Source organism: Janthinobacterium sp. 13 (assembly GCF_002749695.1).
Lineage (GTDB): Bacteria > Pseudomonadota > Gammaproteobacteria > Burkholderiales > Burkholderiaceae_D > Janthinobacterium > Janthinobacterium kumbetense.
The window spans coordinates 268,261-292,770 of the sequence record NZ_PEEQ01000001.1; the positions used below are offsets into that span (position 1 = coordinate 268,261).

Annotated in this window: 13 protein-coding genes; 4 read left to right on the top strand and 9 right to left on the bottom strand. The window is 69.1% G+C overall.

Annotation, left to right across the window (positions count from 1 at the left end; all coding sequences use genetic code 11):
- Window positions 1-98: 98 nt before the first annotated feature.
- The 5 genes from CLU94_RS01090 to CLU94_RS01110 form a co-directional block, all read right to left on the bottom strand.
- Window positions 99-803 (bottom strand): sigma-70 family RNA polymerase sigma factor, encoded by a 705-nt coding sequence (locus tag CLU94_RS01090; RefSeq protein ID WP_099664258.1) that lies wholly within the window; start codon window positions 801-803, stop codon window positions 99-101.
- The gene (locus CLU94_RS01095) at window positions 800-13,444 is read right to left on the bottom strand and encodes a filamentous haemagglutinin family protein (RefSeq protein ID WP_099664259.1); all 12,645 of its coding nucleotides are present in this window, start codon (window positions 13,442-13,444) and stop codon (window positions 800-802) included. The genes CLU94_RS01090 and CLU94_RS01095 overlap by 4 nt, the downstream gene beginning before the upstream one ends.
- 165 nt (window positions 13,445-13,609) lie before the next feature.
- Window positions 13,610-14,587, bottom strand: coding sequence for a FecR family protein (locus tag CLU94_RS01100; RefSeq protein WP_099664260.1), 978 nt, complete (start codon window positions 14,585-14,587; stop codon window positions 13,610-13,612).
- An 8-nt stretch (window positions 14,588-14,595) separates the two neighbouring features.
- Window positions 14,596-15,171, bottom strand: a complete 576-nt coding sequence (locus CLU94_RS01105; RefSeq protein WP_099664261.1) for an RNA polymerase sigma factor — start codon at window positions 15,169-15,171, stop codon at window positions 14,596-14,598.
- On the bottom strand, window positions 15,168-15,911 hold the full coding sequence (locus CLU94_RS01110; RefSeq protein ID WP_143451322.1) for a hypothetical protein: 744 nt from the start codon (window positions 15,909-15,911) through the stop codon (window positions 15,168-15,170). Before CLU94_RS01110 ends, CLU94_RS01105 begins: the two co-directional genes overlap by 4 nt.
- A 209-nt stretch (window positions 15,912-16,120) precedes the next feature.
- On the opposite strand from CLU94_RS01110, the gene CLU94_RS01115 reads away from it, so the two are divergent.
- From CLU94_RS01115 to CLU94_RS01125, 3 genes are read left to right on the top strand one after another with little or no spacing between them, the layout of a single operon-like run.
- Entirely contained in the window at window positions 16,121-17,137 is a 1,017-nt protein-coding gene (locus tag CLU94_RS01115) for a M14 family zinc carboxypeptidase (RefSeq protein WP_099664263.1), read from the top strand.
- Window positions 17,134-17,949 carry an alpha/beta fold hydrolase gene (locus CLU94_RS01120; RefSeq protein WP_099664264.1) on the top strand — a complete coding sequence of 272 codons (816 nt, stop codon included), beginning with the start codon at window positions 17,134-17,136 and terminating at the stop codon, window positions 17,947-17,949. The genes CLU94_RS01115 and CLU94_RS01120 overlap by 4 nt, the downstream gene beginning before the upstream one ends.
- Window positions 17,940-18,989, top strand: a complete 1,050-nt coding sequence (locus tag CLU94_RS01125; protein ID WP_218965266.1) for a serine hydrolase domain-containing protein — start codon at window positions 17,940-17,942, stop codon at window positions 18,987-18,989. Before CLU94_RS01120 ends, CLU94_RS01125 begins: the two co-directional genes overlap by 10 nt.
- Window positions 18,990-18,992: 3 nt before the next feature.
- On the opposite strand, the gene CLU94_RS01130 is transcribed toward CLU94_RS01125, so the two are convergent.
- Both CLU94_RS01130 and CLU94_RS01135 read right to left on the bottom strand, forming a co-directional pair.
- Complete coding sequence (locus CLU94_RS01130; RefSeq protein WP_257218632.1) at window positions 18,993-20,123, bottom strand: YbfB/YjiJ family MFS transporter; 1,131 nt, start codon at window positions 20,121-20,123, stop codon at window positions 18,993-18,995.
- Window positions 20,120-20,992, bottom strand: coding sequence for a LysR substrate-binding domain-containing protein (locus CLU94_RS01135; RefSeq protein ID WP_099664265.1), 873 nt, complete (start codon window positions 20,990-20,992; stop codon window positions 20,120-20,122). Before CLU94_RS01135 ends, CLU94_RS01130 begins: the two co-directional genes overlap by 4 nt.
- Before the next feature lie 87 nt (window positions 20,993-21,079).
- Here CLU94_RS01135 and CLU94_RS01140 point away from each other — a divergent pair, with 87 nt between their 5' ends.
- On the top strand, window positions 21,080-22,141 hold the full coding sequence (locus CLU94_RS01140) for an NAD(P)H-dependent flavin oxidoreductase (protein WP_099664266.1): 1,062 nt from the start codon (window positions 21,080-21,082) through the stop codon (window positions 22,139-22,141).
- 19 nt (window positions 22,142-22,160) lie between these two features.
- Here CLU94_RS01140 and CLU94_RS01145 read toward each other — a convergent pair whose 3' ends face one another.
- The gene (locus CLU94_RS01145; protein ID WP_099664267.1) at window positions 22,161-23,252 is read right to left on the bottom strand and encodes an agmatine deiminase family protein; all 1,092 of its coding nucleotides are present in this window, start codon (window positions 23,250-23,252) and stop codon (window positions 22,161-22,163) included.
- A 22-nt stretch (window positions 23,253-23,274) separates the two neighbouring features.
- Window positions 23,275-24,432: an agmatine deiminase family protein gene (locus CLU94_RS01150; RefSeq protein WP_257218633.1), complete on the bottom strand. Its 1,158-nt coding sequence runs from the start codon at window positions 24,430-24,432 to the stop codon at window positions 23,275-23,277.
- Window positions 24,433-24,510: the final 78 nt, after the last annotated feature.

The following is a 24,510-nucleotide window of genomic DNA, read 5'->3' on the forward strand; positions in this document are numbered from 1 at the left end:
CAGTGGGCTGGGTGGGCGCATGCAGGCCCGGAGTTCCAGTCTGTCAGCGGAATTTCTACGCGTCTGTACGCGAACGAACGTAAAACATGGGGGAGCGCCTATCCTTGGCGCAAGCGCAAGCCGCGCCGGGTCGTGCCCACGCCCCCCTGCGCCGCGTACCCCGTGTGGCGCGCGCAATGGTCGAGCGCCTGGCGCAAGGCCGTATCGACGTTGCGCAGCGACATGTCGTGCCGTTCGGCCACTTCCTGGCGGGTCAGCTCATCTACGCGCAGCGCTTCGAGCACTTGCCGGTGGCGCCGCGGCAGCAAGTCGACGGCCTGCGCCAGGCGCCGCACGTCCGCCTGCAGCTCGGCCAGGCGTTCCGGACCCGCCGCCGTATCGGCGAGGAAATCGACCAGGCCGGCGGCGCCATCGTCACCGCCCTCGTCCGCATACAGCCAGGCGCGGTTGCGGCGCAGGCTGTCCATGGCCGCATTGCACGCCACGCGGAAGACATAGGCGACGGGGCTGTGCGCCAGCGCCGCGCCGTCGCCGGCCGCCAGCGCGCCCAGCCGCAGCCAGGCGTCGTGCAGGCTGTCGCTGGCCAGCTCGGCGCAGCCCAGGTGGCGCGCCAGGCGCCGGTGCAGTCCCGCGTAATTGCCTTCCAGCACCGCCTGCAGCCGGGCGCCCTGCGCCGGCAGGGGCGCCACGTCGTTGGCCGCCTGCAAACGGGGCCGGATGGCGGGCCGGCACCAGGCCATGCCGGCATGCCCCGCCGCGCGCAGGGGCAAGACAGCGGCCACATTCGCCATGCCGGCCATCATGGCGACAACCTGCTGCGCTCTTGCGCCGTCAGCTGGCGCGTGGCCGATTCCGGCAAGGTGCCCAGTCCCAGCACGCGCACGGCGCTGCGCGGGTTGTAGTCGGCCGCCTCGATGCGCGCGCCCTCCTGCGGCGTCGCTTGCGCGCTGTCCGGCGGTGCTTCGCTGCCAAAGCCCAGCACGCGCACCGTGAACACGGATGGCTGCGCGGAACGGGTGGCGGCGCGCTCGCGCTGCACCACGTCCTGCGCCGCCGCCGTGGCCTGGGAAGCGGCCGCGCTGGCGTTCGTCATGGCCGCCACGTTGACGGACGCCGCCGTCGGCATGCCCTTCGCTTCGCCCTTGACCTGGATGTTGGCCGCATTCATCACTTTCAGCGCGGCCAGGTTGACGTTGCCCGAGACGCGGATGCCCGCCTCGCCCGCGTCGATGGTGCCCAGCGGGGCCAGCAAGTCCACGTCGCCGGCCGGCACTTCCGCGATCGGCGCCAGGGTGGCGATGCCGGCGCCCGTGCTCGGCACGTCGGACGACAGGGTCACGTTGCCCCAGTTGTCATACACGCGCTTGGGCGGCGTGTAGACGATGGTCGACTTCGAACCGCGCCCCGCGTTGATGTCGCCTTCCGACGACCAGCCGAGGATATCGCCGCCAAACGTCGTCATGATGCGGCTCTGGCCCAGCAGGATGCTGCCGTGCGAGAACAGCTCGATATTGCCGCCGCCCTTGGTGATGACGCCCGAGGTTGCCGGCGGCGCCTCGCCTTCGATGCCGAACACCTGCTTGCCGCCTGGCGTCAGCAGCTGGATGTCGCCGCCGAAGTTCGTGTGCACGTAGCCGCTGCGGGGGAAGTAATCCCAGCGCTGCTCGCCGTCATTGCGCACCGCGTACAGGCCGCGGTACATGACGATGTCGCCCGCATAATTGATCGCCTTGCCGCTGGCGTCCGTGGCCGGCGCCAGGGCCGCGATGGCGTTGCGGCTGCGCAGGAAGCTGCCATAACGCGAGCTGTCCCAGTCGTTGTATTCGCGCCCGCCCGCCTTCAGTTCCGCGAAATACACATTGCGGGCGAACACGCGCTGCTGCGGCTCGGGCAGGGCCAGGTAAAAGGCCAGAACCTCGGCGGCCGTGCCCTTGAAGGCATAGCGTTCGCCCAGCCACGCCGCCAGTTCGCTGTCGTACGCTTTCACTACCTTGCCCGCCTGGTCGGCCAGCGGCACGCCCTTCTGCGCCACGTTCGCCGGGTCGAGATACGGCTTGACGAAGCGCAGGTAGTCGAGACCGGCCGCGCCCACGCCCGCCTGCATGGCGATGCCGGCGCCCGGACGCTTGTCGCCCGCCACCACGGGACCGAGGCTGACGACGCTGCCCTTGTCCTGCATCAATATGTTGCGCCCGGCGCTGATGTCCAGCGTGCCGGGACCGGCCACGTTGAAGGAACTGTTCAGGATGTCGCGCCCGGCCGACACCACCGATACGTCAAATGCATTATTGTGCACGAACAGGTTGCTGTAATTGCGGAACATCATGTCGCCGTCGCCCCTGGCACCCACGGCTTCCAGCTGGGCCGTGCCGCTGCTGACGATATCGCGGCCCGCCTTCATCCACACCGGCTGCGCCCCCTCGTACCAGGTGACACCCGCCCGCGGGGCATCGTCAAACGCGACCATGCGGCCGCTATTCACGCCCATCAGGTCGCCCGTGACGGCATAGATGCGCGCCGCCTGCGTGCCGCTGTTGGCCGGGCCGGCGGCGGAATCGGGGCCGAAGGCGAACAGGGGATAGTTCACTGTCGACGATGGCACGCCCGTGCTCGCGACATTGTCGGCCAAGGGCGTCAGGCTGCCAGGCCTGAGGTTCCACGCCGCGAAGGCGGGCTTGAACGGCGTCGCCATGCTGTCGGCGGCAGCGCCGGACTGGCTGATGGCATAGCCGCCCGCATAGATGGAGTCGCCGGCCAGCCATTGCAGCTGGGCGTTGGGCGACGGCGCCAGCAACAAAGGCGCGGCATACAGCGATGCGGAGCTCCAGTCCGTGATGGCCTTGCCATAGTACAGGCTGCCATGCGGCGCCGCGACCCGCACGATGGACGGGTAGACGATGGCCAGGTCGGTGGCCGTGTCGATGCCCGCCGTCAGCGGCGTCATGTTGCCGCCGGCGGAGAGCAGGTCGAGCGCCGTGCGCGGCGTCCACAGGCTGAACCAGCTGTAGCCGGCGCCCTGCTCGCCCGACGCGCTGGTATACGACGAGGTATTGAGCTGCAGTGCGCGGCCGGGATCGGCCACTTCCTGCAGCACCTGGTCGCCCAGGGTTGCCACGCTGAAGGTGGCGTCGCCCGGTACCAGGGTCATGCCGCCCCGTGGCGTCGCGCGCGTGGCGCGGAAGGCGTCGAAGGCGCGCGTTTCCAGCGGCACGTGGTCGGTCCCCCAGGTGCCGTACTGCAGCGCAACGGTGCCCAGCTGGCCCGCCGCCACGTCGGCATGGCCGCGCAGGTCGGCCAGCGCGCCATTCAAGTGTCCGTCGCCAGGCTTGCTGGCGGGATTGAGGGCGCCGCCCACGCGCAGGTCCAGGTCGCCGCCGCCCGTCAGTTGCAGGCTGCCATCGGCCAGCACGCGGCCCGTGCTGCCTACGGCCAGCAGCAAGCCTTGCGAGCGCACATTGATGTTGCTGTCGTAGATAGCGCCGACCTGCCGCGCCAGCATGCCGGCGTCGCCCGCCACGTCGGCGCGCACATTGCCGCCGCCCAGGGTGCCGAAGCCCGTAAAGCCCAGCACGGTGTCGGCCAGGCCGCTGCGGGCAGCATAGGTGCCGAAATTGATCCACCACGCCGTCGGCTGGGCCGGGCCGCCCGTGGCCACGCCACCGCTGCCCTGGCGCCACAGCCAGTTGCCCACCGCCACCGAACCGCCCAGGCCATCCTTGTTGACGGGACGCCCGTTGCTGGCCGCCGCCGCGCCCACCAGCGAACCGCTCAGGTCGCCAGCCACCTGCAGCAGCAGATTGCCGCCCTGGTCCGGATACCAGGCGCGGTAGAGGCTGTCGCTGCCGCCGTCGACGAGGCGCTCATGCGCGCCATCGGGGTTGGACAGCACCGTGCCGTCCAGCCCGCGCGCGCGCGGCAGGTTGTACGGGTCGCCGGCCGCCGTCGCCACCGACGACGTGCCGGCCGTGTACACGCCATACAGGCTGTCCATGCGCAAGTTGCCGCCGCTGACCAGGTCCAGGTCGCCCGTGCCCGTGCGCAGCACGCTGTAGCGCAGGCTGGACGCCTTGTAGTCGAACGTGGGCTGCGACGTGCCGCACCAGGTGGGATTCTCCTCGCACATGCTGGGCCAGCCCAGGCCGTCGAGGTCGACCACGTCGCCCGCCTTCACGCTGGGGTCAGCAAACTCTTCTGCGCCCGCCCTGGTCCACACGTATGCCACCTTCAGCACGCACATGCTCGGGTCGTTGGCGCAAAATACCTCGACAGTCTGGCCGAACTGGCTGGTGAATTCCTCGGTGATGGGCTCGCCCGCCACGATGCCGGGAATGCCTTCGCGCTCGCCCAGCTCCTGCGCTTCCTTGGTCCAGTACTGCACGCCCTTCGGCGGTATCAACACGCCATACATGCCGTAATGGCTGTCGGCCAGGCGCAGGGTGCCGTGCGCGGGATGCGCCTGCACGGCGCGCGTGTCGGCCCCGTCCAGGTCGGCGCCGGCTACCAGGCGCATGCCCCACGCCTGCGAGCCGTCGGCCAGCATGGGCGCGATGGCCCACAACCGGCCCTGGCGGCCCGCCACTTCCGGGCGCAGTTCGATGGCGTCCACGCCCGGCAGCAGCTTGACGTTCGTGCCATTCGGGATCAGCGCGCCGACGGGCAGCACCACCTTGCCGCTGAGGGTGACCACATTGAGCTCGCCCAGCAAGCCGGGCAAGGCGACGCCTTTCGGCCAGGTCATGGCGCGCACCTTGATCAGCTGCCCAATCACGCTGCCCGCGTCGAGGCGCGTGCCGGATGGCAAGGTTTGTGCCGTGGCCAGCAAGGTGCCCGCAGCGTGGAGGACCTTGCCGGTGCTGTCGCGCACGGCGGCCGCCAGCACCGTACCGGCCGGCAAGGTGAGCACCTGGTTCAGGACCACGTCCACGGGCAGGCGCGTGTTGGCGCGGACATTGAAGGCCTTGACGGGCACGTCGTAATTGAGCGTGACGCCGCCCGGGAAGATGGTGCCGTCGGCCAGGGTCACGCCCTTGCCCGGCACGATGACGTCGCTGCCGTTGAAGTCGCGCCCCGGCAGCAGTTTCCAGCCGCTGTCGTCCTGGGTGCCAGGCGGCGGCGCGAAGCCGTCATTGATGCTGCCGTAGATGCTCAAATCGCCGCCGGCGCGCAGCAGCAGGCTGCCCACCTCGCCCGAACCGCGCACGGTCGTCTGCTGGAAGCGGGGATTCAGGCTGGCGTAGCGCATGCCCGACAAATCCAGGTCGCCCTGCACCACCAGGTCGCCGTTCGCCGTCTTGCTGACGATATCGACGCCGGGACGCAAGTGCAGCGCATCGGCATACGCGGCCGTGGCCAGGCCGGCCAGTTTGCCGTTGCGCAAGGCCGTATTCGCCAGCGCCGCATCGATGAAGGCCGTGCTGTCCCCGTGCTTGCTGTCAAGATACGCCTGGTTGATCACCTGGTAGGGGCGGCCGCTGGCCGACAGGTCGGGCACGGGCTGTCCATTGGCGCCCGGCGCCATGGCGTAGGCCGCGTCGTCGTAGCGCTGCATGGCGTTGACGGCGATGGATTTCGCGCCGCGGATGGTCAAGCCGCCGCCGGCGGCGATGGCGATGTCGCCAAAGGTGGCGGCGTCCGCATCCGTGCGCGCGCCGCCGCTGCCCAGGCGCGGCGCGCTCAATTCCACCGTGCCGCGCGCGGCGCCGTCGTATTCGCCCTTGCCCTTGCCCGCCACGGCGGCCGTGCCGTGGCGCACGTCGATCTGCGCGCCGCCGGCCAGGTTCAATGCGCCTTCGCCCGCATTGATTTCCACCATGGCCCGGTTCGGGCTGTCGATGATCTTGCCATAGCTGTCGACGCGCAGGACGGTGCCATGCGCGTCGAGCACGGCGTTGCCGGCCAACGTCAATCCATGCTTGCCGGCCAGGCGGATGCTGCCCACGCGCTCGCCGCTGGCATCGATCACGCCAGCGACGGTGAGGCGGCCATTGTCGACGGCCACCTGCACCTCGCCCGCCTTGACCTCATTGCCTATCGTCAAGTCACCCCGTTTCAGCTGGAAGCTGCGCCCGCCCGTCACGCCGCCGTCCGTCAGGCGCTTGTTCAGCGAGGCGAACTGGCTGTCCAGGGTGCCGCCCGCGCCCAGGGTCTGCGCGCGCACGTCCACGCTGCCCTGCTTGTACGGCACCATGGTACCGCCCGCGTCGTAGCTGCCGCTGGCGCCGCCCAGGATCTTGCCCTGCAAGTCCACCATGCCGGCCCCGCCGTCGAGGGCCACGGCCTTCAGGCTGCCGGCGCGGTTATGCTCGGCCGACAGGTCGATCACGCTGCCCGCCCCCTGGCGGATGTCGCCGGCGCGGCTGTCCAGGATGACGTCGCCGCCCCAGCTGTATTTATCCACGTCAAAGAAGGTGCTCTTGCGGCCCGCCATGTCGATGCGCGCCGCGTCGGCCACGCTGATGTCGTGCTGCGCGTTGATGGTGAGCTTGCCGCTTGGCAGCACCACGGCCGTCGCCACGCTGACGCTGTCCCCCTTCAAGCTCAGCTGGGCGCCCAGCGCGTCATGGTTCTTGACGGGCGCGGCCGGCGCCACGCCGGCCGGCGCCGCCACCGTCAGCGCGCCGCCCGCCGTGTAGCTGTGCGCGGAACCGGCGTCGCCCGTCAGCAGCGGCGTGCTGATGTGCAGGTTGCCGCCGCTGTACTGGAAGCCCTTGCCCGTCTCATATGCGCCCTGCGCCTGGTAGACGGACAGGCTGCCCTTGTGGTTGGCCGTGACTTGTCCCGACGCTTTCAGGTTGACCGTGCCAAAACCGAGCGCCAGGCGGTCGAACGAGGCGACACCGGCCGGCTGGGTGAACGGGCCGAAGCCGAAATCGATGCGTTCCGCTTCCAGGTTCAGGGTGCCGCTGCCCGTGCCGGCGCCGTGCGCGATCACGTTGCCGGCCGCCGACACGGCGCCGCCCCAGATCAGGTTGGCCGTGCGGATGGTGGCCGCCGTGCCGGCCCCGCCCAGGCCATACATGGCCGGCGTGGTCAGCACCAGGCGTTCCAGGTTCGATTTGCCGCTCGCCTTGTCGTAGGTGTCGAGCACCACGTCGCCATAGAAATTGACGCTGTCGGCCGCGCTCAGCATCAGCGCCTGCAGGGCGGGCGCGCCCGTGCTGGTATCGCCGCGCAGCAGGCGGTCCAGCACGCCCTGGTTCAGGGTCAGGCCGGAGGGACGCTTGCCGCTGGCCTGGGCTGCCGCCAGCGCCTCGTTCGAGCCGATATTGATGGCGCCCACGGCCAGGCTCAGGTTGCGCGTGCCGTAGCGGGCCGTGTCGTGCAGCTGGAAGCTGCCGCTGGTCGACAGCAGCAGGGTGCCTTCCGAGTACAGGCTGGCCGTGTCCGTGCACGCCAGCGCGCACATGCCGATGCGGATGCCGCCGCGCGCCGTGCCGCCCACGGGCGCCACGTTGAGCAAGCCGTTCGACGCGGCCAGCATGTGGATGTCCGCCTTGCTCTTGTAGATGAAGCCGTCGTTGGCGTCGTAGGCTGCCTTGCCCTTGCCCAAGGTGCTGATGCCGGCGCCGGCGGCGATATCGATCACGCCGATGCCCAGCTCGGTATTGCTGGGGTCCTGGGCGATCAGGAATACTTCAGGCGCGGACAGCACGGCGCCCGCGCGCAGGTAGATGGCGCGCGCAAAATTGTTGCCGAAATTCACATAATTGCCGCCCTGGCCAAATTCCGTGATCGGCGAGCTGCCCACCACGATGCGCGCCGCGCCGATATTGTTCAGGCTTGAAGCGCGCACGCTGACCTGCCCGGCGCCGCTGGTGCCCGGCGCGCCGTCGCCAAGGATCTCGATGTCGCCAGCGGAAGGAATGCTCGACATCAGCACCACGGTGCCGCCGTAGCCCCCCTCGGCGGCGGCGAACTTGCCCGTGCCGCGGAACTGGAGCGTGTCCGCCCCGCCGCCAGGCGCCATGGTCAGCTTGAGCGTTTTCGCATCGGACGGCAGCAGCGCGCGGGGAATGCCCCGCGTTTGCGCATCGGCCAGCGCGAAGGCGGCATAGCCCGTTTCGTTGTACTGCGAATACGTGCGCAAGACCTTGGCCGGCGTGAGTATCAGCTGGCTGGCCAGCGGCGCGCGGATGTCCGTGCCCGCGATCGACAGGGTGCCGGGAGCGGCCCAGGAACCGTTGCGCAGCGGCTGCGCCACGCTGCCGGCGCCGCCCTGGCCCGCCAGGCCGTTCAGTTCCACGCGAAAGGCGCCCGGCAACAACGCATAGGTGGACGGCATCAGCGTGTAGGTGCCGGCCGCCAGGCCCGGCACGCCGCTGCCTATCGTCACCTGCCGGCCCACGGCCGGGTCGGACGCCGCCTTTTCGCCGCCCGAAGGCGCTTGCGGCGCCTGCACGCCCGGCACGATGGCGTACACGGGGTTGGTGGCCAGGCCCGGCAGCACAAAGCCGCCGTTCGCTCCCACCTGCAGCAGCGGATGGTAGCGCGCGTCGGTGGAGCCGCCGCGGCCGGCGATGAAGCCGGCGCCCGTCAGTTCGCCGCCGCCGGACAGGTCGAGCAGCGCGCCCGGCTGCACATCCACGGCCACGCCCGCCATTTCCACGCCGATGTGCAAGCTGCCTTGCGCATTGACGCCGCCCACGCCGATGAAGGTGGCCGCCTTGCCATCCACGTTCCAGTTCTGCCCGTCGACGGTGCCGCCATACGGCATGACCATGCCGGCGCCGCTGACGGAGGTGATGCTGTTGGCCAGCAGATTGACCGTCAGGCTCTTGTCATTGTCATAGCGGGCCACGCCGATCTCCAGGCGGCCCAGCGGCGCGCGCACGACGCCGCCCTGCTCGATATGCGCGGCCGCCAGCTCCAGCGAGCCGAAGGCGGAAGACGGCATGGCCGGCACGTCCGCCGTGCTGCGGCCGATGGTCAGGCTGTGCGCCGGATCGTAGCCGAACTTGCCGCCAACGGAACCATAGCCCACGCGCACGGCGGCGCCGGCGCCCGTGGCCGGATACAGCTGGGCCACATTGAGGGTCATGTCGCCGGGCGAGGACAATACCGTCGACGGCTGGTTGCCGTCCCAGCCCAAGGGCGACAGCAGGAAGCGCAGGTCGCCGCGGCTGCTCAGGCGCACGTCGTCAGCCAGCATGTTCACCATGCCGCGCACGTCGATCAGGTCGCCCGCAATACTGATCTGGCTGGCAACCGGCGACGCCCCCGCGCTGCCTGGCGTCGTATAGAAATCGCGGCCGGCCGGCTTGATGCTGGCCAGGCGCACATACGGCGCCGCGATGCTGATGCGCGCGCCGGGCTGGCTGCCGGGCGTGAGCACGGGCGCGCCGTACAGCTGGAAGCTTTGCTGCAGCCGCAGCGCCACGTCGCCGTCGAAGGAGGCGGCGCCCAGCAGCGCCAGGTTGGCGAAACCGCCCGCCTCCACCTGCTCCACGGAAAAACGGCCGTGGCCATACTGCAGCGTTGCCGCGGCGTCCTGCGCGCTCGCGTGCGCGGCCAGGTCGCTGGCGCCCTGGCGCTGCGTCATGGCCAGCTGGCGGCCCTGCAGCACCTTGGGCGTGGCCAGCACTTTCAGGTACTCGGGCGTGCCCGTGGCCAAGGACAGGGTGCCGCCCGCCGCGCCCGCGCCGCCGGCCCTGGCCAGCAGCTGGCCATCGAGGTACAGGCCATTGTTCGACGCCAGCGCGATGCTGCCGCCCGCGCTGGCCACGTCGATGGCGTCGCCATTGACGTCGAGCACGGCATGCGCGCCGGACGCGTCGAGCACGGCGCCGTCGCGCACGACGACGAACAGGCTGGCCGCCGAAGTGCTGCCCTGCGCATGGTCGATCTCGCCGCCGACGACGATGCTGCCGCCATCGACCACCTTGCCATAGCGCCGGCCCTGCGCGTCCGTGGCGCTGACGGCGCGCGCGGCCACGTCCAGCACGGCATGCTCGCCGATCCAGATGGAACGGCCATGGCCGGCCGCTTCCACCGCTTCGGAAACCGTCCGGTCGACGCCCACGCCGCCCAGGCTGATCTTGCCGCCCCACGCGTTCAGGCGCCCTTCCACCGTCAACTGGCCCACGCTGGATAGCTTGATGGACTGGCCCGCATCGACGCTCACCACGGCATTCTTGCCCACCAGCAATTCGGCGATGGCCATGTCGGCCGCGCCGGACTGGATATCGCCCACCTGCACGGCAAGGCTGGCGCCCTTGCGCTGCGTCAAGGTGCCCTTCAGCGGATTTCCCGTGACCTGTTCCGGCATCCACAGGGCCAGTTTCTCATTGTCCACCACGCGCAATACTGGCATGCGCACGTCCACCTGCGTGCCGTCCGCTACCGTGACGCCTTGCTTGCCAACCAGGCTGTAGCTGGAAAAACCCTTGTCGAAGAAGCCGCCGTCCAGCTGCAGGGTGCCGGCCTCGGGTTTTTCAACGTGGCCGATCATGATCTTGTTGGCCTGTAATTCCAGCTTGCCGCCGCCCGCCACGCCATGGCCGCGCACTTGCGCGCCCTTGCCCAGCACCAGGTCGGCCTTCGGTCCGTAGCTGGCCAGGGTCACGTTGCCGCCCTTGCCGCCCTGCTGTTTCGCCTGCGCCAGGATGGCCGCGCCGGAACCGACGTCAACCATGCTGCCATTGCCGATGCGCACGTCGCCATACGTTCGCAACGATACGCTGCCGCCGTTCATATAAGGCAGGCCGGCGGCGGCCAGCGGGTCGCGCAGCACGTTACTGAGCAGGCCGCTGGCATCGAGGCTGACGCCGTCGGCCAGCACCAGCGTGCCCGGAGGCACGCCAGGATTGACGAAGGTATCGAGCATGCCCAGCGAACCGATCTGGTTCAGCACGTTGCCGGCCGCGATGCTGCCGCCGCGGCTGCGCAGGCTGGCATTGATGGCCACGTCCTTGCCGAACAGGGTGATATTGCCGCCATCGGCCACCTGCAGCGCGCTGTCGACGGTGATCGCGCCCTTGGCGGCGATGCGCAGGGCGCCCAATTGCTGATTGTTCAGCAAGGTGGTGTCGAGCAGCAGCCTGCCCTCGCGCCCGGCATCCAGCGCGCCTGTCACGTCGAGGCCGGCGGCGATGCCGTCCTGCACGCGCGTCAGGCGCACCTCGTCCATGACGGCCGACAGCGCATGCTGCAGCACGCCCGTGCGCTTGTCGAACATCGGCACGTACTGGCCCACGACCAGCTGCCCCCGCTGTGCGGCCGCCAGCTGCGACTGCTGGTAGCCGTCAAGCAGCGCTTGCGGCGCCTGCGCCTGGCGCTCGCCCTGGAAGACGTCGCCCGCGATGCCCCCTTCCAGCACGGCCGACCCCGTGGCCACCACCAGCTTGCCCGCGTCGCGGCCCACCGTGTAGCCGTTTTCCAGGCGCTTCTGTGCGGCGATCAAAGGATTGGCGTAGAACGCGCTGGCATCCTTGCCCCAGCGCACATGCTCTTCCTCGTAACCCTTGTACACGCCCGCATACGGCAAGTCGGCGGGCGCGCTGCCGGCCTCATACAGCTTGCCGTCCGCGCCTTTCAGCCAGGTCTGACGCAGCGCGCCCGTCTGCACGTCCAGGGTGCCGCCCGACAGGTTGATGCTGGAGCCAAGCTGCGTAACGACATCCTTGCCGCCGAAGCTGACCGTACCGCCCTGCGCCATCCATTCGCTGACGGAGTGGCCCTGCGTGCCCAGGTAACCGGCCACTTCCAGCAAGCCGCCCGCCGTGTACCAGCGGTCGCTGTCGTAGCCGTTCGTGCCTTTTGGCACGAACACCAGCTTGCGGCGGTCCACCCAGATATTGTTATTGATCAAAGCCTTGCCGTCGCGGTTGACGGGCGCATCGCGCTGCTCGTTGCCCTGCACGTTGATCTCGACATTGTTCGCTTCCATCGCCACCTTCACGCCCACGGCGCCGGAAACGTCGAGCTGGGCGCCGTCGCGCAGCAGGCTGCGGCTGGCCGCGTTGACGGCGATCTGGCCGCCCGTGGCCAGGGTCAGCGAATCGCCCATGAATTCCACCGTGCCGGCGCTGCCGATCTCGATGCGCGACTGGTCGCGGCGGTCGTTGACGGCGAGGATATTTTCCGTCGACGTCACGGCCGGGCCGCGCATGGCGTCGCGCTGGCTGTCGAGCGCCGTCGTCTTGCCGTCGTCCTCGACGAGGATGGCCGTGGTGGCGCCGCGGCCCACGGTAACGGCCGCGTCGCTGCCCAGGGCATTGAGGTGGATGGTGCCGCGCGTGGCCGTGGTGGTGGTGGCCAGCAGCACGCCATCCTGCTGCACCGTGCGCCCGGCCAGGGTCACGTCGCCTTCGCGCGCCTGGATCAGGCCCGTGTTGACCACCTTGCCCGCCGTGCTGCCGGCCGCGAACTGCGGCGTGACTTCGCTGCCGCGCGTGGTCGACAGGGGGTTGCCATCCGTGCCCACGCCTTTTTTAATGGTAAAGCTGTCGCCGGCGGCCAGCAGGGCCTGGCCTTTCGGCGTGCCGATCTCGCCCCCGTTGTGGACTTCCTTGCCCAGCAGCATCACATAGCCGCCCCCTTCCGTGCTGCCCTTGGGCGCATTGCTGGCGATGCGCGCCCCCGCCTGCACCTGCACCTTGCCGGCCGCGTCAGTGAACGTCGTGGCACCGGCCGTGCCGGGGCTGTAGATGCCGTTTTTCTGGAATTGCGCATCGCTGATGCGGGCCGCGGCCGCCACCAGGCTGCGCGTGTCGACCTGGCTCGCGCCGTTGAAGACGATGCCGTTGCGGTTGACGAGCAGCAGCGTGCCGTCGGCCTTGATCTGGCCCTGGATCTGGCTGGGACGGGCTTGCGGATCGTTGACCCGGTTCAGCACGGCCCAATCCTTTTGTTGCTGGAACGTCAAGGTCGTGTCCTTGCCGACGTTAAACGTTTCCCAATTCAGGATGGCCTTGTCCGCCGTCTGCTGCACCACTACGGCCGTCTTGCCGTTCGCTACCGTCTGCACGGGCGCCTGGGCGTTGAGCCAGCCGGCCGTCAGACTGTTGGTGTCGACCTGCAAGCCGCCTTTCACGAGGCCATCGGGTGCTCCGGGCACGCCAGCCGCCGCCTGGCGCGCCTGCGCCTGGGCCGCTTGCTGCGCGGCGATGGCGCGCGCGGCCAGGTTCAGGTTGTTGAGCGAGCGCTGCAACTGCTGATTTGCCTGCTGTTGCTGGCCCTCGGGCCGGCTGCCCAGCGGCAGCGGCTGGCCATTCGGCAGGCGGCCCGAAGTGGCCGCCGTATTCTGCGCCGCGCCCTTGGCCGCGAACCAACCGCCGCTGAACGCCTGCTGCGAGCGGGCCGGCGTGGCAAAGGCGCCCGCCATCAGCATGGTGGTCAGTGCGTAGGCGAGCGGCGTGAGCCGCAAGCGGCTGCCCAGCGTGGAGGTACGCTGCGCGTCCATGTCGACGTTCGGGACTGGGCGCTGGGCAGTGTGAAGCTTGGTCATGGCAATGGTTTCCTGGCTAGAGAGAAGGGAACGGAGCCTGGCGGTAGCGCAAGCGTCCATGCCTCCATGACGTAGCCGGATGGCGGAAGGGATAATGTTTTTTGAAAAATATTTTCAAATATTTTCAAATAAGCCTGCCAAAGGGAAACCTGGAATCAGCGGAAATCAACTGAGTAGCACGATGCCGCCCGGCAAACTGGTCATTTGCGCGCCGTACAGGTCGCGTATCATCGCCAGCGCGCCATCGGTTTGCCCGATGGAAAAACGCATGCGCACGAGGCGGCGCCCCAGTTCGGCATTGCGCAGCACCACCCGGCCCGGCCGGTAGCGGTTGATTTCATCGACGACTTCGGCCAGCGGCTTGCCGACAAACGACAACGCGCCCGTGCGCCACGCGCTGGCTTCCTCCGCTGGCGCGGCCGTGGCCGCCTGCACGCCCCGGTCGTCGTAGACCAGTTGCTGCCCAGCATCGAGGGTCTGGCGCCGCTGCTGCCAGACCACGTCCACGGCACCCGCCAGGCAGGTGACGCAGACGGCATCGTCCGTGTGGCGCACGTTGAAGCGGGCCGACTGCGCCAGCAGGCGCCCCGCGCCCGCCACCACCGTGATGGGCTGGCGCGCGCCGCTGGCGAGGATTTCCGCTTCGCCGCCCAGCAATTCGATGGCTTCCGGCGCCCGCACATCGATGCGCGTCTGCGTATTCATCTGTACCGTCATCTGCTGCGACACGGCCACCTGCCGCTGCTCGCCCGTGCCCGTGCGGTAATCGGCGCGCCATTCCTGCAGCGACGGCCAGGCGCCCAGCGGCGGGCGCAAGGCCAGCACGGCCACGCCGGCCGCCAGCGCGCCGCCCAGGAAAGCCCGGCGCCCGGGGCGCGGCGGGAACGCCAGCACGTTCGCCCGCTGCGGCGCGGCGGCGCGGCTCAAGGCGGGATCGAGCGCCTGCCACACTTGCTGGAGTTCGCGCCAGGCGCGCGCATGCGCGGAGCTGCGCGCACACCAGGCGCGCAAGGCGTCGGCGTCCGCCTGCGTGAAATCGTCGCCGCGCAGCCGCGCCCACCAGGCAGCGGCTTGCCGGCCGATGTCAGCGTCGCTGTCGGCGGTATGGGAAGGGTCGCGTGGATCGCGGTCAGGAGCAGTCATGAGATTCATCAATATTTACGGCGGCCCGACACATCGCTGCGCTGGGCGGCATCGGCGTCGGCCATGCACGTTTTACAGTGTTGCATGGCGGCCTGCAATTCTTTCTTCACCATCGCCACGGAAATGCCGAAGCGCTCGGCAATGTCCGCATTGAGCAAGCCATCGACCCTGGCGGCCGTCAGGATGGCGCGGCGGCGCGGCGACAGGCCCGCCAGCGCCGCGTCGAGCGCCTGCACGTCGAGCCGCGCCGAGACGATGCGCGCCGGGTCGCTGATGTCGTCGCCCACCTCGTCGGCCATGTGCATCAGTTCTTCGCGCTCGCGCTCGGTGACGATGATGCGGTCGCGGCGGTAGGCATCGGTGGCGATATTGGCCGCCATGCGCAGCAGATAGGCGTCGGGATTGTGGACGGGCGCGGCGGCGGGACCGGGCGCCACCATCGCTTCGAGGCGCAGCCACGTTTCCTGCAGCGCATCGGCCGCATGGTGCTTGCAGCCGACCACGCGCTCCAGGCGCCCGCGCAGCACGGCGTAGCGCGAACTGAGGTGGCGTTTCAGCTTGGTGCGCAGGTCGGGCATGCTCATGGCGCGAGCCTTCCCATTGTTCCGGGGGCGCAATCGACTTCGCTGCCCGGCCCTTGCGGCAGCAGCAGGATGGAGACGGGTTGCGGCATCGACGGCTGCGGCGCCGCGCCCACGCGCATGCCCAGCACCAGGCGCGCGATGGCCGTATCGCGCGCGCGCAAGCCCGTGCTGTCGAGCAGGTGCACGCGGTCCACCACGCCGGCGCGGTTCAGATACAGTTGCAGCGCCAGCCGGTAGCCGCCGGGACGCGTCTGCGCCGCGCGGCACAGCAAGCCCAGCAGCACGTGCTGCAGGCGGCTGACATAGGCCGCATGGTCGCCGCCGCCCTGCACGGCGCCCGGGATGTCGGCAGCGGCCACGACGGCGGCCTGCGGCAGCTCCGCCGCGGCGGCAGCCGCAGCGCCGGCCGGGGCGTACACGATGACGGCTTGCGCGTCGGACAGGCGCGATTGCAGGCCCGTGCCTTCCAGCAAGGCTTGCAGGGCCGCGCCGGCCGCATGGGCGCCGCGCACGGCGCCCGACTGGCGCTGCGCATAGCGCTGGTCCATCAGCACGGCGATGCCCGTGCGGCGGCTGTACAGGTCCAGCGCGTCGCCCAGGTTTTGCGCGGCGATATCGAACTGCAGCACGGGGCCGTCGGCCGGCTGCGCCCGCACGGGCCCCACCGCGGCCAGGAAACCCAGCAAAACCAGGTATCCTGCCAGCGCAAGCACATGGACGGATGCCGGGCTGCCTGTCATATCGCTATCGAGTCGCTATCGTGTGAGGGGGGAATTGCGTGGAAACAAGGCATTGCCAAGTAACAACTCTTGCATCAACTGCAATAGCCTACACAGAAAAAATGACGGCTTCGTGACATCGCCAGCGTGCATAAATTTCGCCATGCGGGACGTCCGGCGCGCCACCTATTTCGGCTACACTGGCTGTCACTTTCCCTTTCAGACGCCTGATGATCGAAAAGAATCTGCCCGAGCTGGTCATGCTGAAGCGCCTCATCGACGAGGGCGGCAGCCACCTGGAAGTGGCCGCGCCCTGCAGCATCGCCATGGATGGGCGCGAGTTTCCCGTGTACTCCATCGCGCTGGGCAATCCGAGCCCCGACGTGCCCGTGCTGGGCTTTTTCGGCGGCATCCACGGCCTCGAGCGCATCGGCACGCAAGTCATCCTGTCTTTCCTGGAAAGCCTGGTCGCGCGCCTGCGCTGGGACGCCACCCTGCACCAGCAGCTGGAAAGCATGCGCCTCGTGTTCATGCCGCTGGTGAATCCGGGAGGCATGTGGCAAGCCACGCGCTGTAATCCGCGCGGCGTGGACCTGATGCGCAACGCGCCGCTGAGCGCGCGCGAAAAAGTGCCGTTCATGCTGGGCGGACAGCGCTACAGCGCCCGCCTGCCCTGGTACCGGGGCGCGGCCGGGGGGCCGATGGAGCTGGAAAGCGCCGCCGTGTGCGACCTCGTCGAGCGCGAACTGCTGTCGCGCCAGTTCAGCATCGCCCTCGATTGCCATTCCGGCTTCGGCTTGCGCGACCGCATCTGGTTTCCCCATGCGCACACCAAGGTGCCCATCGAACACCTGGCCGAAATCGGCGCGTTGGAAGAGCTGTTCAGCCAGAGCTACCCCAACCACAACTATGTATTCGAGCCGCAAAGCCGGCAATACCGCACGCATGGCGACCTGTGGGATTATCTGTACCTGAACGGCACCAGCTACAGCGGGCGCGTGTTCCTGCCGCTGACCCTGGAAATGGGGTCGTGGCTGTGGGTCAAGAAAAACCCGCGCCAGCTGTTCAACCGGGTCAGCATGTTCAACCCCACGGCCGCGCACCGCCTGCAGCGCGTGCTGCGGCGGCACCTGGTGTGGTTCGATTTCCTCATGCGCGCCGCCAGCAGCCACGGCCGCTGGATGCCGGAAGGCTTGCTGCGCAAGGCACAGCGCCGGCGCGCCCTCGCGCAATGGTATGAATCATGACGCAGATCAACACGCACGATAACTGGGTCTTGCTGCGCGGCCTGATGCGCGAACAGCGCCACTGGGGCAGCTTCCCCGCCACCCTCGCGCGCGCCCTGCCCGGCGCCCGCATCGTCACGCCCGACTTGCCCGGCAACGGCACGCGCCACGCGCAGGACAGCGCCACCCGCGTGGCCGACATGGTGGAAGACTGCCGTCGGGAGTTGCTGGCGCGGGGCATCCCGGCGCCCTACCACTTGCTGGCCCTGTCCCTGGGCGGCATGGTGGCCGTCGAATGGGCCAGCCGCTACCCGCAGGAAATCGCCCGCTGCGTGCTGATCAACACCAGCATGCGGCCATTCAATCCCGTCCATCAACGCCTGCGCTGGCAAAACTACGGCGCCCTGCTGCGCCAGCTGCTGCTGGGCGATGCCGCCAGCCAGGAAGCATTGATCTTGCGCCTGACGAGCCGCCGGCATGCTGGCGGCACTCCCGCGCTGGTGGCCGACTGGTTGACTTACCAGCAGGAATACCCGGTGAGCCGCCGCAACGCCCTGCGCCAGCTGCTGTCGGCCGCCCGCTACCGCGCGCCCCTCGTCCGCCCGACCATGCCCGTGCTGGTGATGGCCGGCGCGCAAGACCGGCTGGTCGACCACCGCTGTTCGCAGCGCCTGGCCCGCGCCTGGCAAGCCGATTGCCTGATCCACGGCGACGCCGGGCACGACTTGCCGCTCGACGAGGGGGAATGGCTGGCGCAGTCGGTGGCGCGCTGGCTGGGGGTGGCAGCGGCAGGCCATGAGCAGACCAACACGGCACGATCATCATGCCGATAGCCCATAGCACGGAGCAACTGACGGCGCTGGCAGAGGCCGGCGTGCAGGAACGGATTTTCCCAGGCGCGGCCTGGGCCGTCGGCACCGTCGACCACGGCGTGGCGGGCGCGGCCGGGCGGCTCACGCCGGAGCCCGCCAGCGCCGCCATGCAGGTCGACACCCTGTTCGATATCGCTTCGCTGACCAAGATCGTCAGCGTCTGGTCGCTGATCGGCAGGCTGATTGGCCAGCAACGCCTGCGCCTGGACGACCGGCTGGCCGACCTGCTGCCCGGCACGACGGGCTACGCGCTGGCACCCATCACGATTTTCCAGCTGCTCACGCATACGGCCGGCTTGCCGCTGCGTGCCCGCCTGCGCGCCAGCTATGGCGAGGTGTACGACGATATCGTGCGCGGCGTGCTGCGCGAGCCGCTGGAAGGCACGCCGGGCCAGGCTGTCGCATACACGGACCGCGCCGCCCTGATCCTCGGCTTTGTCATCGAGCGCCTGCTGGGCCTGCCACTGGAACAGGCGCTTGCAGAGCATGTGCTGCAGCCGCTGGGCATGGCCGCCACGGGCTACGGCCCGCTCGCGCCACGCCACGGCCAGTTAGTGGCGCCGACCGAGTATTGCGAACAGGCGGGCGCCCACCTTGCCGGCGTGGTGCATGATTTCTCCGCCCGCCTGCTGGGCGGCGTGTGCGGCATCTCCGGGCTGTTTTCCAATGTGCCCGACTTGCAGCGCTTCCTGCGGGCAATGCTGGCGTCGGGCCTGCATGGCGCAGGCCAGGTGTTTGACGCCGGCTGGGTGCGCGCCTCGCTGACGCTGCAGACGGGTTCGTTAAATCCCTCGCGCGGCCTGTTCTGGCACCCGGCGGCAGGCACCGGGCCGGCAGACGACGTCTGGTGCCACCAGGGGTTCACCGGCACGGCCATGTGGCTCAGCCCCCGGCGCGGCCGCTATGCCGTGCTGCTGACGAACAAGCTGTATTACACGCGCGATTCCGCCCGGGTCAACGCGCTGCGGGGCGACTTCATGCGTTGCGCATTCGGCCTCTGAGGCTTACAGGCGCAAGCTCACCGCGATGGCCAGCAGCAGCGCGCCGGCCGCCGCCAGTAGTGCACCGTTGAAACTGTGCGACTGCGCATACAGGCTGCCGGCCAGCACGGGGCCGATAATCTGTCCGATGCCGTACACCACCGTCATGATGGCCATCATGCTGGCGCCCGCCTTGACAGCCGCCCGCTGCGCGGCCGGCATGGCGATGGTCACCGTGCCGACGAACGTGCCGCCGACGAGGATGGCGCTGAGCAGATAGCCGGCGGCCGAGGGCGCCAGCACGGGCAAGGCTACGCCCAGCGCCTGCAGCAGCAAATTCAGCCGCAGCGCCTGGCGCGTGCCCAGGCGCTCGTGCAGCCGGTGCCACAGGAAGCAGGACGGCGCCGCGCCCAGGCCGAACACGGCCCACACGTGGGCGGAATTAAGATTGGGCAAGGCCACGCCCACCAGCACGGGCAGATAGGTGGCCGTGACGATGTAGCCGAGTCCCGCCAGTCCATAGATCAGCACCAGCGGCCAGGGCGACACGGGCGCCAGCGCCGGCGCGGCCGGTGCGGGCGGCGCATCCGGGGTGGCCTGGCCGCTCACGGCAAGCGCGGGCGCGGCCGCCAGCCCCGCCAGCGCCGTAACGCCGGCCAGCAGCAGCCACATGCCGGCGCTGCGCCAGCCCAGGTGCGACGCCAGCACCAGCAATTCGGCCGAGATGGCAATGCCGGCGCCCACGCCCGCATACAGCAGCGGCGCGCCGCGCGCCTGCCCGCGCTGCACCAGCAGCCACAGCGAGGCCGCCACCATGGCCAGGGCGCTGAAGACGCCCGCCACGCCGCGCACCGTCACGATGAGCCAGACGGGCATCGGCCAGGCCAGCACGCCCAGGCACAGGGCCGTGCCGGCCACCGACCATAAACACAGCCGGTGCGCGCCATTCGCCCGCGCGCGCATGGCCAGGATGGCGCCCAGCAAGTAACCGGCATAGTTAGCCGAGGCGGCCAGGCTGCCGTCGCGCAAGGTCAAGACGCCTTCCTCGAGCATGTGCGGGTAGATGGCCGTGAAGGCGAAGCGGCCGAAGCCCATGCCGATGGCGAGGATGACGGCCGCGGCGATGGCCGCGCGCAGCCCGGCCGCCCCGCTCACGCCGCCTCGCCGAGCTGCGCCAGCAAGTGCTGGAACGCGGGCACGTCGAATCCCGCGCGCCACACCAGCACGGTGTCAATTTGCCCAGCGGAAATAGTCGCCAGGGTGGCCGGCGCGCCGGACAGCGCCAGCACACTGGCAGGCAGCAGGGTCACGCAGGCGCCGGCCGCCACGCAGGCGATCATGCAGTGATACGAGCTCATTTCCTGCACCTGCCATTGCGTGCTGCCGGCCACGCCCAGCACCTCTTCCGCGATGCCGCGGTAGGTGCAGCCCTGCGGAAACGCCGCCAGCGAACGCGTGCGCACATCCATGGCGCGGCGCGCCTGCGCTTCGCTGGCCGGCAGCAGCAGGCACAGTTCCTCGCGCCACACGGCCCTCGATGCCAGGCCCAGCTCCGCCAGGGCGGCGGCGCCGCCGAATGGTGGCGGCAAGGCCACGAAAGCGCAGTCGAGCAAGCCCGTGCGCACTTGCTCGATCAGGGGCCGCGACGGCCCCGTGCCCAGCGCCAGGCGCGTCGCCGGATAGCGCGCGTGATACGCGGCCAGCAAGGCCGGCAAACGGCTGGCCGCCGTGCTTTCCATGCTGCCGACGCGCAAGGTGCCCCCCTCGCGCCCGCCCGTGACGACATGCCGCGCCTCTTCCGCCAGCGCCAGCAGGCGCTGCGCATACTCGAGAAAGCGCTCGCCCGCCGCCGTCAGGGCCATGCGTTTATTGGTGCGCACGAACAGTTCCGCGCCGATATCGGCTTCCAGCTGCTGGATGCGCGTGGTAACGCTGGACGGCGCGCGCCCCAGCCGCGCGGCGGCCTGGGTGACGCTCAGTTCACTGGCGACCGAGCAAAAAATCCGCAATGATTCCGAATCCATCGCATTCTCTTTCTAAAAATGATTATGCTATTATATTCTTAAAATACGAATTAAATGCAGCATCCTCAACCTCATGAAGGAATCATCATGACGTCAATCCAGCGTTTCCTCGACCGTCTCGGCTTGCAATTGCCCATCATCCAGGCGCCGATGGCGGGCGTTTCCACGCCGCGCCTGGCCGCCGCCGTCTCGAACGCGGGCGGCCTCGGTTCGATGGGAATCGGCGCCGGCACCGTGGCGCAGGCGCGCCAGATGATCGCCGACACGCGCGCGCTGACGGACAAGCCCTTCAATATCAATGTGTTCTGCCATGCGCCGGCCGTCAGGGATGCGCGGCGCGAAGCGGCTTGGCTGGCCCATCTGGCGCCCCTGTTTGCGGAGCTGGGTGCAACCGTACCAGAGGCGCTCGACGAGATCTATCAGACGTTCATCGGCGACGAGGCGGCGTTTGCCCTGTTGCTGGAACAGCGTCCCGCCGTCGTCAGCTTCCATTTCGGCTTGCCGACGCAGCAGCAGATAGCCGCCCTGCGCCAGGCCGGCATCTACACGATGGCCACGGCCACCAATGTGCGCGAGGCAGCACTGATCGAACAGGCGGGCGTCGACGCCATCGTGGCGCAAGGCGTGGAAGCGGGCGGGCATCGCGGCGTCTTCGACCCGCAAGCGCCGGACGAACGCCACAGCACCACCGTGCTGCTGCGCCTGCTGGCGGGCCGCACCGCCCTGCCCCTCATCGCCGCCGGCGGCATCATGGATGGACAAGGCATCCGCGCCGCGCTGGACCTGGGCGCCGTGGCTGCGCAGCTGGGCACGGCGTTCGTGCTGTGCCCGGAATCGTCGGCCAATGCGGGCTACCGGAGCAACCTGAAAAGCGAACGGGCGGCGGCCACCCGGCTGACCAGCGTGCTGTCGGGCCGCCTGGCCCGCGGCATGGTGAACCGTTTGATCGAACATGGCGAAGCGCCGGGCAGCCCGCCGCCGGCCGACTATCCCGTCGCCTACGATGCCGCCAAGCAATTGAACGCGCTAGCCAGCCAGCATGGCGACAGCGAATTCGCCGCCCAGTGGGCCGGCCAGGGCGCCCCGCTGGCGCGGGAAATGGGGGCGGAGGAATTGGTGGCCACCCTGGCGCGGGAAATGGCGGCCTGACTTTTCCGGGGTCATCCGCCTACGCCGGCTGCTGCTGCGTGGTGCAGTGGATGCCGCCGCCACCGGCCGCGATGGCGTCGATGTTCAGTTGCACGATGTCGCGGCCGGGGAATTGCTCGCGCAGGATGGCCTTGGTGTTGCGGTCGGCTGCCGCATCGCCGAATTCCGGGCACAGCACGGCGCCGTTACAGACATAGAAATTGATGTAGCCGGCGGCGAAGTCCTTGTTTTCATAGCGCGGACGGACTGACCCAGGGCCCGGCAAGACCACCACCTGCAGCGCACGGCCGCGCGCATCCGTGGCCTTGCGCAGGATGTCGAGGTGGCGCTGGGTGACGGCCCGTTCAGGCGACGCCGGGTCGCTGTCGAAGCCGGCCGCCACGACGCCGGGGGCGCAGAAGCGGGCATAGAAATCCGTGTGGCCATCGGTGATGTCCTGGCCGGCGATGCCGGGCAGCCAGATGACTTTCTCGATGCCCAGCAGCCGGCGCAATTCGCGTTCGCATGCTGCCTTGCCGACGCCGGGATTGCGGTTGGCGTTCAGCACGCAGCTTTCCGTGATGATGGCCGTGCCCTGGCCATCGACTTCGATGCCGCCCCCTTCCAGCACCAGGCTGCTTTCCAGCACGGCCACGCCGGCGCGTCCGGCAACAAAAGGGGCCACCCGCGCATCGTCGTCATAGTCCTGCTTCTCTCCCCATCCATTGAAATTGAAATTCACGCCGGCCAGCGCCCCGCCCGCCTTTTTCACGAAGACGGGGCCCGTGTCGCGCATCCACAGGTCGTCGATGGGCTGCACCAGCAGCTTGACCTTGTTGCCGCACAGGCGAGCCGCCACGTCGTAATCTTCCTCGTTGACGAGCATGTGCACGGGTTCGACGCTGGCGATCGCTTGCGCGATGCGCGCCAGGTCCGCCTGCGCGCCCGCCTTCAGGCGCTTGCCCCACACGTCGTCATTCGCGCCGAAGGCCATCCACGTGGCGGCGTGGCGCTCGCCTTCGTCGGGCATGCGCCAGCCGGCGTCGGCCGCCAGGGCCGACATGGCCGGGAAACCGGCTGCGGCGCTGGCCGCCAGGCCCATGGCGCTGGTCAGAAAATGTCGTCGTTGCATGCTGTCCTCCTGTGCGGCGCGTTTACGCCGGTTCCTGTTGCGTGGTGCAATGGATGCCGCCGCCACCGGCCGCGATGGGGTCGATATTGATCTGGATCACGGCGCGTCCCGGATACAGCTGCGCATACTGCGCCTTGGCGCTGGCGTCCGCTTGCGCATCGCCGAATTCCGGCAGGAAAATGGCGCTGCTGGTGGCATAGTAATTGATGTAGCCGGCGGCGAAGGTGTTCGGGTTGTTTCCAGGCCGAATTTTCTCGGGGCCGTCGATGACGACGATCTGCAGCGGCTGGTTGTCGGCATCCGTGGCGCCGCGCAAAATCTCCAGGTGGCGCCGGGTCAGCGCGTAATCGTACGATGCCGTGTCCATCTCGCGGTGCGCCGCCACCACGCCGGGGCGCACGAAGCGGGCGTAAAAGTCCGTGTGGGCATCCGTGATGTCCTGGTTCTTGATGCCTGGCAGCCAGATCACCTTGCGGATGCCGAGCAGCCGGCCCAATTCCGCTTCGCAGTCGGCCTTGCTCCAGCCCGGATTGCGGTTACTGTTGAGCACGCAGCTTTCCGTGATGATGGCCGTGCCCTTGCCATCGACTTCCAGCGCGCCCCCTTCCAGCACCAGGCGCGTGGCCAGCAGCGGCACCCTGGCCTGGGCGGCGACCACGTCGGCCACCTGGCCATCCTTGCCGGACTGCTGCTTGTTGCCCCAGCCATTGAAGTTGAACTTCACGCCGGCCCGCTCGCCATTCGGCTTGCGCACGAAGACGGGCCCCGTGTCGCGCATCCAGACATCATCCATCTCGGCGGGAATCAGGTTCACGCGGGCGTCCAGCAACTGCCGCGCACTGGCCAGCTCGGCAGGACGCACCAGCATGTTGACGGGTTCGTAGGCGGCAATCGCGTTGGCGATGCGCACCAGCGCCAGCTGCACTTGCGGCACTTGCGCGCGCGTCCAGACGGCGTTCGAGGCGCCATACGCCATCCACGTCGCCTTGTGGGCTTCGGCCTCGTCGGGCATGCGCCAGCCGTCGGTCTGGTTGACGCCACCGCCGCTGATGATGGGCGGCACTGGCGCCACCGGGCCCGTTTCCGGCGTGCCGCCGCCGCAGCCGGCCAGCATGCCGCCCATGGCCAGCGCGCTGCCGCCCAGCATGCAATGGCGCAAGAAATATCGACGTGTGTTCATATCCATCCTTGATTAGTTAGTCAGAGTGCCGCGCAGTCGATGCGCTGGCATGGACGGCATTGTGGAGCGATCAAGATA

Coding starts and splice junctions, on each gene's coding strand:
- CLU94_RS01090 (WP_099664258.1), bottom strand. CDS start 803: ATGATGGCCGGCATGGCGAATGTGGCCGCTGTCTTGCCCCTGCGCGCG.
- CLU94_RS01095 (WP_099664259.1), bottom strand. CDS start 13,444: ATGACCAAGCTTCACACTGCCCAGCGCCCAGTCCCGAACGTCGACATG.
- CLU94_RS01100 (WP_099664260.1), bottom strand. CDS start 14,587: ATGACTGCTCCTGACCGCGATCCACGCGACCCTTCCCATACCGCCGAC.
- CLU94_RS01105 (WP_099664261.1), bottom strand. CDS start 15,171: ATGAGCATGCCCGACCTGCGCACCAAGCTGAAACGCCACCTCAGTTCG.
- CLU94_RS01110 (WP_143451322.1), bottom strand. CDS start 15,911: ATGACAGGCAGCCCGGCATCCGTCCATGTGCTTGCGCTGGCAGGATAC.
- CLU94_RS01115 (WP_099664263.1), top strand. CDS start 16,121: ATGATCGAAAAGAATCTGCCCGAGCTGGTCATGCTGAAGCGCCTCATC.
- CLU94_RS01120 (WP_099664264.1), top strand. CDS start 17,134: ATGACGCAGATCAACACGCACGATAACTGGGTCTTGCTGCGCGGCCTG.
- CLU94_RS01125 (WP_218965266.1), top strand. CDS start 17,940: ATGCCGATAGCCCATAGCACGGAGCAACTGACGGCGCTGGCAGAGGCC.
- CLU94_RS01135 (WP_099664265.1), bottom strand. CDS start 20,992: ATGGATTCGGAATCATTGCGGATTTTTTGCTCGGTCGCCAGTGAACTG.
- CLU94_RS01140 (WP_099664266.1), top strand. CDS start 21,080: ATGACGTCAATCCAGCGTTTCCTCGACCGTCTCGGCTTGCAATTGCCC.
- CLU94_RS01145 (WP_099664267.1), bottom strand. CDS start 23,252: ATGCAACGACGACATTTTCTGACCAGCGCCATGGGCCTGGCGGCCAGC.
- CLU94_RS01150 (WP_257218633.1), bottom strand. CDS start 24,432: ATGAACACACGTCGATATTTCTTGCGCCATTGCATGCTGGGCGGCAGC.